The following is a 12,220-nucleotide window of genomic DNA, read 5'->3' on the forward strand; positions in this document are numbered from 1 at the left end:
CGATCGCAGTATCAGTGCGAAAGACACAGGACAGAGCACAAGAATTTGCCTGGCGGCTGTAGCGCGGTGGTCCCACCTGACCCCATGCCGAACTCAGAAGTGAAACGCCGTAGCGCCGATGGTAGTGTGGGGTCTCCCCATGTGAGAGTAGGGAACTGCCAGGCATCAAACAAGTGAAGAGGCCATCCGAAAGGATGGCCTTTTTGCGTTATCGCTCCAGCCAAACCAATTCCCTCATTCGATATTCCTGCTGTCGCCATTAATACCTTACGGACGTATTAAAGCGTTTTACCCTACTGAAACTGAAGTTGTGGAATGCATTATGCTGGCTCGCAGCAGCGTTAAATCAATTAAATGTTATGTACAGGTATGGGGTATAGCGGGGAGTAAGGTAGCGTATTGAATTTAATTAATATCTGATGCTATTCGTGATGAGGAATATACGTTCCTTATATCAGGGAAAAATAAAAGCGCGGCGATGGCCGCGCTTTTAGAAGCCTTATTTAGTCAGGGCGACAATACCGAGTGTCAGGCCAGCGATTGCCGCGGCGCCACCAGCAATCGCACCTGCTGTTTCCCAGTTATCCTGGGTAGTGCCCTTCATACAGGTATTGGTGTGAACCAGTCGCCCCTGATCGTCGTATACCGGTACACATGGAGAGTCGTGCGCGCAACCAGCAAGCAGCGCAGCGAGAAGTGCAACGGAAAGGAATCTTTTCATGATGTTACCTCAATATGATCGCTTATTCGCTAAAGAGCCGATACAGCAATTAACGAACTGATGATTATTTTACCACCGCACTAATACCATGCAGCACGGGGAATAATCTCAATTTGTGTGGATTGTAAAAATTATGAAGAAAAAAGCGCGGGCACTGATTATTAATGGAGGAAATGTGAAGAGGGGATGTGTTTTTACATTGTTTTCAGGAAATAAAAAAGGCACCAGAGGTGCCTTTATGATTTTCATTAATCCTTGTGCTTTGTAAACCGTCTCCGGACAACCACAAAGAAAACAGGAACAAAGAAAATGGCCAACAGGGTGGCTGACAGCATCCCGCCCATCACGCCCGTCCCGACCGCATTTTGTGCCCCACTACCAGCACCGCTGCTGATGACCAGAGGCATAACACCAAGGATGAATGCCAGAGAAGTCATCAGGATAGGACGCAGACGCATACGCGAGGCTTCAAGCGTGGCTTCGATAATCCCTTTGCCTTCTTTATCCATGAGATCCTTGGCGAACTCAACGATCAGTATGGCGTTCTTGGCTGATAAACCAATTGTCGTAAGCAGACCAACCTGGAAGTAAACGTCATTGTTCAGCCCTCGCATTGATGCAGCCAGAAGCGCGCCGATCACCCCCAGCGGCACAACCAGCATGACCGAGAAGGGAATTGACCAACTTTCATAGAGGGCCGCCAGACACAGGAACACCACAATCAGTGAGATGGCGTACAGCGCCGGAGCCTGATTCCCGGAAAGTCGTTCCTGATAAGACATCCCCGTCCAGTCGTAGCCGATGCCGGAAGGCAGTTTTGACGCAAGGCTTTCCATCAACGCCATTGCCTCACCGGTACTTTTGCCAGGGGCAGACTCACCGAGGATCTCCATTGACGGCATCCCATTGTAACGTTCCAGACGCGGTGAACCGTACACCCAGTGAGAGCTGCTAAAGGCAGAGAAAGGCACCATTTCGCCGTTAGCGCTACGCACATACAGGCCGTTAATGTCTCCTGGTAGCATACGGAAGCGAGCATCAGCCTGGACATAAACTTTTTTCACCCGTCCGTGATCGATAAAGTCGTTCACATAGGTGCCACCCAGCGCTGTTGAAATCGTCTGATTGACGTCAGACACGCTCACACCCAGCGCCTGTGCCTTCTCCTGATCGACGTCCAGCTTGAACTGTGGCGTATCTTCCAGTCCATTAGGACGCACGCGAACCAGTAAGTCAGGATGTTCTCTCACCATGCCCAGCAGCTGGTTACGCGCCTGGGTTAACTGCGTATGCCCCAGGTTTGCCTGGTCAATCAATTCAAAGTCAAAGCCTGTTGCGGTACCCAGTTCAATAATGGCAGGCAGGTTAAACGGAAATACAAGACCGTCTTTGATCTGGCTGAACGCTTTCGTCGCGCGGCTGACAATCGCCTCAACGCCGTTTTCCTTGCCCGGACGTTCTTCCCATGGCTTCAGGCTGACGAAAGCGATACCGGAGTTCTGCCCCTGTCCGCTAAAGCTAAACCCGTTTACGGTAAAGACCGATTCAACGTTCGCTTTCTCTTTCGTCAGGTAATAATCCTGAACCTGATCGAGTACCTGCTGGGTACGCATCTGCGTCGCCCCTGCCGGCAACTGAACCATCGTCATAAATACCCCCTGATCCTCTTCCGGCAGGAAGGAGGAAGGCAGGCGCAGGAACAGAACTGCCATGCCGCCGACGATGATGACGTAAACCAGCAGATAGCGGCCGGTCTTACGTAAAATGCCGCTCACGCTGTTGCTGTAATGCTCCACACTTTTATCAAAGAGCGCGTTAAACCAGCCGAAGAAACCACCTTTCTTTTCATGATGTTCGCTGGAAACCGGTTTGAGCAGCGTTGCACAAAGAGCAGGCGTTAATATCAACGCCACCAGTACCGACAAGGCCATCGCGGAGACAATGGTCAGCGAGAACTGGCGATAGATAGCCCCGGTTGAACCACCAAAGAATGCCATCGGGATAAATACCGCCGAAAGCACCATGGCAATGCCCACCAGGGCGCCCTGGATTTGCTCCATCGACTTCTGCGTTGCCTCTTTTGGCGGCAGCTTGTCCTCAACCATGACGCGTTCTACGTTCTCGACCACAACGATGGCGTCATCGACGAGCAGACCTATCGCCAATACCATCCCGAACATCGTCAGGGTGTTAATGGAGAACCCGAACGCAGCCAGTACCGCAAAGGTGCCCAGTAATACCACTGGCACGGCGATAGTGGGAATAAGCGTTGCCCGCAGGTTTTGCAGGAACAGGTACATCACCAGGAACACGAGGACAATCGCTTCAAACAGCGTCTTCACCACTTCATGGATTGAGATCTTCACGAAAGGTGTGGTGTCGTACGGATACACGACTTTCAGGCCCTGAGGGAAGAAGGGCTGCAACTGCGCCAGTTTACTCTTGATGGCGGCAGCGGTATCCAGCGCGTTTGCGCCAGTCGCCAGCTTGATCCCCAGCCCCGTTGCTGCCTGGCCATTGATTTTGGTGACCATATTGTAGTTTTCGCCACCCAGCTCAATGCGGGCCACATCTTTCAGCTGGACCATCGAACCGTCCTGGTTCACCTTCAGCGTCACACGACCAAACTCCTCCGGCGATTTCAGACGCGTTTGAGCAATAATTGAGGCGTTCAGTTGCTGCCCAGGTACGGACGGTGTACCGCCCAACTGGCCCGCAGCAATCTGGTCGTTCTGCGTTTTTAGCTGGTTAATGATATCCAGCGGCGTGAGCTGATATTTGTTCATCGCGTTGCTGTCCAGCCAGATGCGCATTGCATACTGGGCACCGAACAGCTGCACGTCACCGACGCCGGAAGTACGGCTGATCGCATCTTTTACGTTAGAAGCGACATAGTCGGAGATATCATCCTGCGTGAGGTTTTTATTGTCCGACACAAAGCCTGCAACCAGCAGGAAGCTGCTGCTGGATTTCTCCACGCCGATCCCCTGCTGCTGCACTTCTTGTGGCAGCAGCGGCATGGCGAGCTGGAGTTTGTTCTGAACCTGCACCTGCGCGATATCAGGATCTGTACCCGACTCGAACGTCAGCGTAATGGTGACGTTACCAGCGGAATCACTGGTGGACGACATGTACATCAAATTATCGATACCGTTCATGTTCTGTTCGATAACCTGAGTGACGGTGTCCTGTACCGTCTGGGCATCAGCGCCCGGGTAGGTTGCTGTCACCGCAACCGCCGGCGGCGCAATGGTCGGATATTGCGCGACCGGTAGTTTTAAAATGGCCAGCCCGCCCGCAATCATCAGAATGATGGCGAGTACCCAGGCGAAAACAGGCCGTTGAATAAAGAAATTAGCCATGTCGTTATTCCTTAACTGGCTGGAGTCGCTGCGGTATCAGGAATAGCCACGACGGTGACGCCAGGGCGAACTTTTTGCAGGCCGCTGATAATGACGCGGTCGCCGTTTTTGAGGCCTTCCGTGATCAGCCAGCGATCGCCAATCGCCTGCGGTGCAACGACAGTGCGTGATTCCACCTGGTTTTTCTCATTTACCACAAGCACGGTGGCATCTCCGCGTGGTGTACGGGTTACCCCCTGCTGGGGAACCAGTATGGCATCAGGTTGCGTACCTTCATCGATGCGCGCACGGACAAACATACCCGGTAACAGCATATGCTGTGGGTTAGGGAAGAGGGCGCGAAGGGTGATTGAGCCGGTACTTTCATCTACCGTGACATCAGAGAACTGGAGCGTTCCTTTCAGCGGATAAGGCTGGCCATTTTCCATCAGCAACTCGACGCTGCTGGTGTCTCCCTTTTGCAGGCTCGTCTGCTGCTTCAGGCGCATAAAATCGCTGCTGGATTGCGTCACATCGACATAAATGGGATCGAGTTGCTGAACCGTCGCCAGTGCAGTTGCCTGGCCATTAGTGACTAACGCCCCTTCGGTGACGCTGGATTTACCTATACGCCCGTTGATTGGGGATGTGACTTTCGTATAGGCCAGGTTGATCCGCGCGCTTTCAACGCCAGCCTTCGCGGCAACCACGCTCGCATCCGCCTGCTGGGCAGTTGCCACCGCCTGATCGTACTCCTGCTTGCTCACATATTGCGTACCAACCAGCGGAACGTAACGTTTCACCGTCAGATGGGCGATATTCGCCGCCGCCTGTGCTTTTACCAGTTCACCTTTCGCATTGTCGTAGGCTGCCTGATAGGTGGCCGGATCGATTTGATAAAGGGATTCACCCGCTTTAACGTCGCTGCCTTCGGTAAAATTACGGTGCAGAATGATACCACTTACCTGAGGACGAACCTCCGCAACACGATACGCGTCAGTTCTGCCGGGCAATTCTGTCGTTACGGCCAGTGGCGCGCTTTTAACAATATGAACACTGACCTGAGGAGCTTGCGCATGCTGCTGTGGGTTTTCTTGCCCATCGCACCCGGTGAGCAGCGCGGCACAGACAATGAAACCGGATAAGGGTAAGCATCTGAAGTGATTCGTCATTACTGTTCCTTAAACTACCCTTGAGCCGATATTTGCCATGAATCGGTGAAAGGGTGTGAGGCAAAAATAGAAATGTAGCCGCGTATAATAATGAGGGTGTTTAATGTTTTTTAATTTATAAGTGCTGATGGAGCTTTTAAAAGTAAAAATCGGAATCTGACACAGTGCATTCGGTATTCTTTTTCTGTCAGGATAATCAACGAAATGTTTTCGGTGAATGCTATTCATATATTTTATGAATTTTATGTATTCGATTTATTCACGTGAATTATAAATTAAATGAATTGACTTTTTTTGTGCAAAATTAACACGGGTTTTGGTTAATACTTTGACTACACGACCACGGCAATATCCTTTGATAACGTATCAATTTTATGAGTAATGAGTAGCAGGTTATGGTGCGCAAAAAAAAAGAAGAGGCTCAAAAGACCCGCCAGCAGCTGATTGAAGCCGCTATCGGGCTATTCGCGACGCGTGGCGTGTCCAGCACCACGCTTACCGACATCGCCGATGCTGCTCAACTCACTCGCGGGGCGGTTTACTGGCATTTCTCGAGTAAAGCGGAAATATTTAATGCAATATGGGATCAGCAATTGCCGATGCGTGAGATGATTCGTGACAGGTTAATACTTTCCGAAAATGACGACCCTTTGTTAATGCTTCGTGAACAATTTATTGTCGCACTACAATATATTGCGAGCGAGCCGCGGCAATATGCGCTTTTACAAATTTTGTATCATAAGTGTGAATTTCATGACGATGTGATTTCAGAATGTGAAATACGCAAGCGGATCGGTTTAAACGATGATTATCTTCGCAAGACGCTAAAGCGATGCATTGCTCGTAACGTTATCTCTTCGCAAACCAATATTGAACTGGCGCTGATTGTTTTCCACGCCTTTTTTAGCGGTGTCATTAAAAACTGGTTAATGGATAGCAACAATTTTAATCTGTACAAACAAGCACCGGCGCTGGTGGATAATATTCTGGCGACACTAAATATCACCCGAGTGGCACCAGTGGTTTACGATACAGCCTCATGACCGCGTCCGGGGTGGCGACATCTCCCCGTGCTGGCACTGTTCCATAATAGCTTGCGCGGTAATCGGTTTGCCCAGCAGGTAACCCTGTAGCGTATTGCATCCCAGTTCTGTCAGAAAGGTTTGCTGCGCTGCGGTTTCGACCCCTTCCGCCACGACCTTCAGATTCAGCGTTTTTGCCAGGGCGACAATCGCCGAGACAATCGTCGCATCTTCGCTCTCACCACTTAACTCTTTCACAAAAGCACGATCGATTTTCAACTCGCAGGCGGGGAGTCGCTTAAGATACAGAAGGCTTGAGTAACCGGTGCCAAAATCGTCTATCGAGGCTTTTACTCCCGCATCCGTCAGCGCTGTCAGGACACGAACGCTTTCGTCCGGATTGTTCATTGCCGTGGTTTCGGTCACCTCCAGGATCAACATGCCGGGCGGTACGCTATGGCGCGTCAGACAATCGAGAACTGTTTTAACCAGCGACGGCTGTTCGAACTGCAATGTAGAAAGATTCACCGCCATTGACCAGTCCGTGTGGCCCTGAAGATGCCATTCATGCAGCTGGCGGCAGGCCTCGTCGATTACCCAGTTTCCAATCGGAATAATCAGCCCCGTTTTCTCTGCCAGCGGTAGAAACAGGTCAGGGGAGAGTAACCCCTGTTTGGGATGCTGCCAGCGTAACAGCGCTTCGAACCCGAGGACTGGCCCGGCAGGAGCGTGGAATTTAGGTTGATAAAGCAGGCGTAACTCATTACGGTCGATGGCTTGCCACAGATCATTCATCAGATGAAGATGCGTCTGCGCCAGCGTATTCATTGACGGCTGGAAGAAGTGATAGCCGTTACGACCCATATGTTTCGTGTGGTACATCGCAGCATCAGCGTTAAACATCAGTTCACGATCGGTTTTGCCATCGTGTGGATAGAGCGCAATGCCAATGCTCAGGGTGACCATCAGTTCATAAGGATCGAGATGGAACGGGCTATCAATGACGCGCACCAGTGAATTTGCCAGTGAGGCAGCATCATCCGGAGTGGCGGTTTCGGCCAGCAGGACGAATTCATCCCCACCGATACGCGCCAGCGTATACTGACCTTTCAACTGCAACAGCAAACGCTGAGTCACCGCAACCAGAAGCTTGTCACCGACATCATGACCATAGGCATCGTTGACGGTTTTAAAGCCATCAAGATCCATAAACATCAGCGCGAAAGGGCTTCCTTCGCGATCGGCCTTGCTGATGGCCTGATCGAGGCGATCCTCAAGCAGAATACGATTGGGTAATCGCGTCAGCGTATCATGTAACGCCAGCTGTGCGAGTTCACGATTAGCTTCTGCCAGTGATGAGGCCAGCAGCGAGGTACGAGCCTGAAGGCGGGCATCGAACATCGACACCAGCAGCGTAATCCCCAGAATAGCGAGCGCGACCACGCTAACCAGTATCGCCAGCCAGCTCCCGTTAATGCCATGATGGTGGACCATCGTCGACATTGGAAATTGTGCTGCTTCCATGCCGGCGTAATGCATGCCAGCGATAGCGATGCCCATGGTGATCGCCGCCCCCAGCCGCATCAACGCCATTCGTGCGGCTTCCTGACGTAAACGGAACGTCAGCCAAAGGGCGGCCAGTGAAGCGGCAAGGGCTATGACCACAGAGATAGCCACCCACGTTTTATCCCAGACAATACCCGGTGTGACCTCCAGGGCAGCCATACCGGTGTAGTGCATGGCAACAATGCCCGTTCCCATCACGACGGCGCCAGGCAGCAGCCGGCGCAAACGTAGCTGCTCGCCGCTAACGAGCCACAGGGCAAACATTGACGAGCTAATGGCGATAACCATCGAAAGCACGGTCAGGGCCGCGTTGTAACTCATGCTCATGGAAAGATCCATCGCCAGCATACCGATGAAATGCATCGCCCACACGCCAATCCCCATCGAAACACCGCCACCTGTCAGCCAGACGCGTGCAGCGACGCCCTGGCTTCCGGCAACGCGCGCAGCCATATTCAGCGCGGTATAGGCGGCAAGAATGGCAACAACAAAGGAGATGACTACGAGGATTTGGTTGTATTGGCTAACCAGCATGGTCTGTTCACTCGTTGTGAGACGTTAAGCAAGAGCGGTTGGAAAGGGCACAGACATTATCATCGTCAGGAAATGACGAAAAGTGATTTAAATCCCTGTTTTTATTGAGTGATAACAGGGGGGGACAGGATGGAAGCGGTTAGTCCAGCTCTGAGCAGTTGACCAGTTTAAGCGGGTTCACGGAATTCATATTGCGACATTTATCGGTTTCGGTGCTCATCAGTTCAATCCACTGCATCAGCAGCGCATCAAAAATGAAAACAGAGACAGCAAAAACGACCAGCCACCAGTATTTACGAATCATGTGTCATTCCGTGAAAAGAGAGCCTGTAAGTTGCTGGAAATATACACGAAAAGCGGGCGTTGAAAAGTGGGGAAAGAGAAGGTTTACAAAGCATTGACGGTTGCCCGTCCGGACGATAAAAAAGGCGCTTCCCCATGCCGAAGAGCGCCTTTTTAAACAAGCAGTTAGCTAATCGAAATTAGTTCATGCCGTATTTTTTCAGTTTCTTACGCAGGGTACCACGGTTGATGCCCATCATCAGGGCAGCGCGGGTTTGATTACCACGGGTGTATTGCATCACCATGTCCAACAGTGGCTGTTCAACTTCAGCCAGTACCAGCTCATACAGGTCATTAACATCCTGACCGTTCAGTTGAGCAAAATAGTTCTTCAGTGCCTGTTTAACCGAGTCACGCAGGGGCTTTTGAGTCACCTGATCCTGAGAGTTAACGGTAGAAACGGTCAGTACGTCAGAATTTACGCGTTGTTCGAACATAGTTCTGTCAGCTCTTTATTTCATTACGCAAGATTTTCGAAGTATGCCTCCAACGCCTCCAGCTGTTCGCTGGCATCCTCAATGGCGTTGAATGTGCGCCGAAACTGGTCATTTGGAGCGTGCTCCTGGAGATACCAGGAGACGTGTTTACGCGCAATTCGGTACCCTTTTGCCTGGCCGTAGTGGTCATGCAGTTCCCGAACATGCGAACAAAGCAAGCGCTTGACCTCTGCCAGAGGCAGTGGGGCAAGCAGCTCCCCAGTGTCCAGATAATGCTGGATTTCCCGAAAGATCCAGGGTCTTCCCTGAGCGGCACGTCCTATCATCAGAGCATCAGCTCCCGTATAGTCGAGCACAGCTCTGGCTTTAAGCGGGTCAGTAATGTCGCCATTCGCGATAACCGGAATGGAAACTTTCTGCTTAACTGCCCGAATGCTGTCGTATTCAGCTTCACCGTTGAACAAACAGGCGCGAGTGCGTCCATGAATGGTCAGGGCCTGAATGCCACAGTCTTCGGCCAGTTGGGCAATCTCTACGCAGTTACGGTGTTCCGGCGACCAACCCGTGCGAATCTTCAACGTAACAGGAACGTCCACTGCGCTGACAACCGCCGTCAGGATTGACTTCACCTGGTCGGGGTATTGCAGAAGGGCTGAACCTGCAAGCTTGCGATTCACCTTTTTGGCCGGGCAACCCATATTGATATCAATAATCTGGGCGCCACTTTCCACGTTAATACGCGCGGCATCTGCCATCTCTTCAGGCACGCTTCCGGCAATTTGCACGGTGCGGATACCTGGTTCATCAATGTGCACCATCCGTAGGCGGGACTTATCGCTTTCCCAAACCTGCGGGTTAGACGACATCATCTCGGAAACGGTCAGGCCTGCTCCCATCTCGTAACACAGCGTCCTGAACGGCCGGTCGGTAATACCTGCCATTGGGGCTGCGATCAGGCGATTTCTGAGCTGGTGGTGTCCGATGCGCATGAGTTAAGAAATGACCATACTGTGACTGCAAGGCGGCGTATATTACGCATTTTTTGCACGAGATGAAAGGCCAAACTTTGAACAATCCTCTGTTGTAGATCAAGGAATCGCCAGTCATTCTTTTTGGATAAGATTATTCGCTATTTAAATCATTGTGTTATGAATAAATGAACATTTTGTGGGCGCTTACAATTTCCCGTAACTTCTCATCATTTCTGAATAAATGAATCAATTGTCCGGGATAATCTGCTGCTATAAGCAGCAGATTATGGCGCTTCTTTGCGATCTGCGTCGCATTTCAGCACAGGATATCAGCGTAAAAAAATCGACTTATTCAACAACCAGACGGCCATGAAGCGGTTGAACCGGGCGGCTGTTTTCATGGTGCATGGTGTGAGTGAATTTTTGCAGCTGTTCAGCAGAGACGGTCAGCGGGTGCTTGAGCACCAGCCATGTCACCCCTTCTGAACATGGTGGCGTGGTCAGAGAGCCGCTAAAACGCCAGTAGGTTTTATCCGTGGGCAGTAATTTATTCATATCGAGGGTTGGCTTAATCGTGACGTTCTGGTCAACCTGTCCAGGCATCACGCCCCAGAGTTTATCCAGTTCAGTGTTTGCCGCGCCCTGATCGAACATAACGGCAACGACCGTCAGTTCGCCGTCAGCGTTTTTATGGACCAGATGCATTTCCATTGCGTATTTTTTACCGTGCACCGTGTTTTCGGATGGCGCATGGAAATGGAACTGCTGTAACGTCCAGCGCTGTTTATCAAGCGTGATGCTGTCGCGTGTATCGGCATTTTCACTTGCCTGGATAGTATGGCCGTTGTTTGTCAGAATGACCGGGCCGTCGATATAGTGCGTTTCCAGCGGAGAGATGTGGGCTTTGACCGTGTTATCAATGTTAACCGGCGACTGATACATTCCGCTTTTACACGTCTTGTACGCCTCGTCCAGTTCGCCCCAGTGTTCCGGTGCGCCTTCTCCCTGATAACTCCAGTGTGATGCGTAAGCCGTAGCCGAAATCATGCTCAGCGCCAGCAGCGCTGCCTTGCCTGAAATGTGTTTCATCATATTCTTCCTGTGAATTTTATTATCCAAATCAATGAGTAACATTATGATTTGTGCGGTTATTTTATCGAAGAAAGGAAGAAGGCGGGAGAAAAAACCGAAGGGAAAAGGCGTGGTCAGACGACCACGCCAAACGCTTATTTTTTACGACCGGTGATGCGACACCACTCTTCTTTCTCGACCACCGGGTCGAGCGCGAAGAGATCGGCGTAGGCTTCACAGACGCTGTCTGCCTGGCTGGCAAGGATACCGGACAGGCCCAGCAGACCGCCTTCAACCGGCAGCACGCTGATTAACGGCGACAGCTCGCGTAACGGGCCAGCCAGGATATTCGCGACCACCACATCGGCTTTCATCGCCTCTGGCTGTGCATCGGGCAGATACAGTTCAAGGCGATCGGAAACGCCATTACGCTCGGCGTTATCACGGCTGGCCTGAATCGCCTGCGGATCGATGTCGATCCCGATGGCTTTGGCGGCGCCCAGTTTCAGCGCCGCGATAGCAAGGATCCCGGATCCGCAGCCGAAGTCGATCACGGTTTTGCCTTCCAGATCCAGGCCATCCAGCCATTGCAGGCACAGGGAGGTTGTCGGGTGGGTGCCGGTGCCGAACGCCAGACCCGGATCCAGCATCACGTTGACGGCGTTTTTATCGGGAACTTCACGCCAGCTTGGGCAGATCCACAGACGCTGACCAAACTGCATCGGATGGAAGTTGTCCATCCACTCGCGTTCCCAGTCTTTGTCTTCCAGCTGTTCAATTTTATGCGCGAAACCTACGCCCAGCAGCGGATGGTTTTCCAGAATCGCCACGACCTCTTTCATGTCGGTTTCTGCATCGAACAGGCCGATAACGTCCGTATCGCCCCACAGGCGCGTTTCGCCCGGCAGCGGCTCAAAGACCGGCGTGTCATGCGTGTCCTGGAAGGTGATCGAGACCGAACCGGCCTCCATCAGCGCATCACTCAGTTCTTCGGCGTTCGCGCCGGTTGTGTTCAGTTTTAATTGGATCCACGGCATGGCAAA

10 protein-coding genes and 1 rRNA gene are annotated in these 12,220 nt (G+C 51.8%); 2 read left to right on the top strand and 9 right to left on the bottom strand.

The window, feature by feature from the left end; translation table 11 throughout:
- Nucleotides 1–48 precede the first annotated feature (48 nt).
- Nucleotides 49–164: ribosomal RNA gene (rrf, locus tag IM290_RS02480) — 5S ribosomal RNA — on the top strand.
- A 335-nt stretch (nucleotides 165–499) separates the two neighbouring features.
- Here the strand turns inward: rrf and IM290_RS02485 are convergent.
- From IM290_RS02485 to IM290_RS02495, 3 genes are all read right to left on the bottom strand, one after another.
- On the bottom strand, nucleotides 500–721 hold the full coding sequence (locus IM290_RS02485) for a lipoprotein (RefSeq protein ID WP_003860364.1): 222 nt from the start codon (nucleotides 719–721) through the stop codon (nucleotides 500–502).
- Between the two features lie 248 nt (nucleotides 722–969).
- Complete coding sequence (locus tag IM290_RS02490) at nucleotides 970–4,083, bottom strand: efflux RND transporter permease subunit (protein ID WP_193042653.1); 3,114 nt, start codon at nucleotides 4,081–4,083, stop codon at nucleotides 970–972.
- An 11-nt stretch (nucleotides 4,084–4,094) separates the two neighbouring features.
- Nucleotides 4,095–5,234, bottom strand: a complete 1,140-nt coding sequence (locus IM290_RS02495) for an efflux RND transporter periplasmic adaptor subunit (protein WP_015572026.1) — start codon at nucleotides 5,232–5,234, stop codon at nucleotides 4,095–4,097.
- A 395-nt stretch (nucleotides 5,235–5,629) separates the two neighbouring features.
- Here IM290_RS02495 and envR point away from each other — a divergent pair, with 395 nt between their 5' ends.
- Nucleotides 5,630–6,277 carry an acrEF/envCD operon transcriptional regulator gene (envR, locus tag IM290_RS02500; RefSeq protein WP_023295515.1) on the top strand — a complete coding sequence of 216 codons (648 nt, stop codon included), beginning with the start codon at nucleotides 5,630–5,632 and terminating at the stop codon, nucleotides 6,275–6,277.
- Here envR and IM290_RS02505 read toward each other — a convergent pair.
- The 6 genes from IM290_RS02505 to prmA all read right to left on the bottom strand — a co-directional run bounded on the left by IM290_RS02505 (nucleotide 6,272) and on the right by prmA (nucleotide 12,214).
- Nucleotides 6,272–8,356 (bottom strand): bifunctional diguanylate cyclase/phosphodiesterase, encoded by a 2,085-nt coding sequence (locus IM290_RS02505; protein ID WP_193041831.1) that lies wholly within the window; start codon nucleotides 8,354–8,356, stop codon nucleotides 6,272–6,274. The two genes, envR and IM290_RS02505, sit on opposite strands and share 6 nt — an antisense overlap.
- A 139-nt stretch (nucleotides 8,357–8,495) precedes the next feature.
- Nucleotides 8,496–8,660: a DUF2556 family protein gene (locus tag IM290_RS02510; protein ID WP_003860373.1), complete on the bottom strand. Its 165-nt coding sequence runs from the start codon at nucleotides 8,658–8,660 to the stop codon at nucleotides 8,496–8,498.
- A gap of 178 nt (nucleotides 8,661–8,838) precedes the next feature.
- Nucleotides 8,839–9,135: a DNA-binding transcriptional regulator Fis gene (gene fis / locus IM290_RS02515; RefSeq protein ID WP_000462905.1), complete on the bottom strand. Its 297-nt coding sequence runs from the start codon at nucleotides 9,133–9,135 to the stop codon at nucleotides 8,839–8,841.
- Nucleotides 9,136–9,158: 23 nt separating this feature from the next.
- Entirely contained in the window at nucleotides 9,159–10,124 is a 966-nt protein-coding gene (gene dusB / locus IM290_RS02520) for a tRNA dihydrouridine synthase DusB (protein ID WP_015572023.1), read from the bottom strand.
- 330 nt (nucleotides 10,125–10,454) lie between these two features.
- Nucleotides 10,455–11,195 carry a carbonic anhydrase gene (locus IM290_RS02525; protein WP_017382702.1) on the bottom strand — a complete coding sequence of 247 codons (741 nt, stop codon included), beginning with the start codon at nucleotides 11,193–11,195 and terminating at the stop codon, nucleotides 10,455–10,457.
- Between the two features lie 137 nt (nucleotides 11,196–11,332).
- Entirely contained in the window at nucleotides 11,333–12,214 is an 882-nt protein-coding gene (gene prmA / locus IM290_RS02530; protein ID WP_133983269.1) for a 50S ribosomal protein L11 methyltransferase, read from the bottom strand.
- Nucleotides 12,215–12,220: the final 6 nt, after the last annotated feature.

Origin of the sequence: Enterobacter cloacae complex sp. S1 (assembly GCF_014930525.1) — a bacterium.
In the GTDB taxonomy this organism is placed as follows: Bacteria; Pseudomonadota; Gammaproteobacteria; order Enterobacterales; family Enterobacteriaceae; genus Enterobacter; species Enterobacter hormaechei_C.

Bases quoted from the DNA above. Each gene is read 5' to 3' on its own strand.
- IM290_RS02485 (WP_003860364.1), bottom strand. From the start codon at position 721: ATGAAAAGATTCCTTTCCGTTGCACTTCTCGCTGCGCTGCTTGCTGGT.
- IM290_RS02490 (WP_193042653.1), bottom strand. From the start codon at position 4,083: ATGGCTAATTTCTTTATTCAACGGCCTGTTTTCGCCTGGGTACTCGCC.
- IM290_RS02495 (WP_015572026.1), bottom strand. From the start codon at position 5,234: ATGACGAATCACTTCAGATGCTTACCCTTATCCGGTTTCATTGTCTGT.
- envR (WP_023295515.1), top strand. From the start codon at position 5,630: ATGGTGCGCAAAAAAAAAGAAGAGGCTCAAAAGACCCGCCAGCAGCTG.
- IM290_RS02505 (WP_193041831.1), bottom strand. From the start codon at position 8,356: ATGCTGGTTAGCCAATACAACCAAATCCTCGTAGTCATCTCCTTTGTT.
- IM290_RS02510 (WP_003860373.1), bottom strand. From the start codon at position 8,660: ATGATTCGTAAATACTGGTGGCTGGTCGTTTTTGCTGTCTCTGTTTTC.
- fis (WP_000462905.1), bottom strand. From the start codon at position 9,135: ATGTTCGAACAACGCGTAAATTCTGACGTACTGACCGTTTCTACCGTT.
- dusB (WP_015572023.1), bottom strand. From the start codon at position 10,124: ATGCGCATCGGACACCACCAGCTCAGAAATCGCCTGATCGCAGCCCCA.
- IM290_RS02525 (WP_017382702.1), bottom strand. From the start codon at position 11,195: ATGAAACACATTTCAGGCAAGGCAGCGCTGCTGGCGCTGAGCATGATT.
- prmA (WP_133983269.1), bottom strand. From the start codon at position 12,214: ATGCCGTGGATCCAATTAAAACTGAACACAACCGGCGCGAACGCCGAA.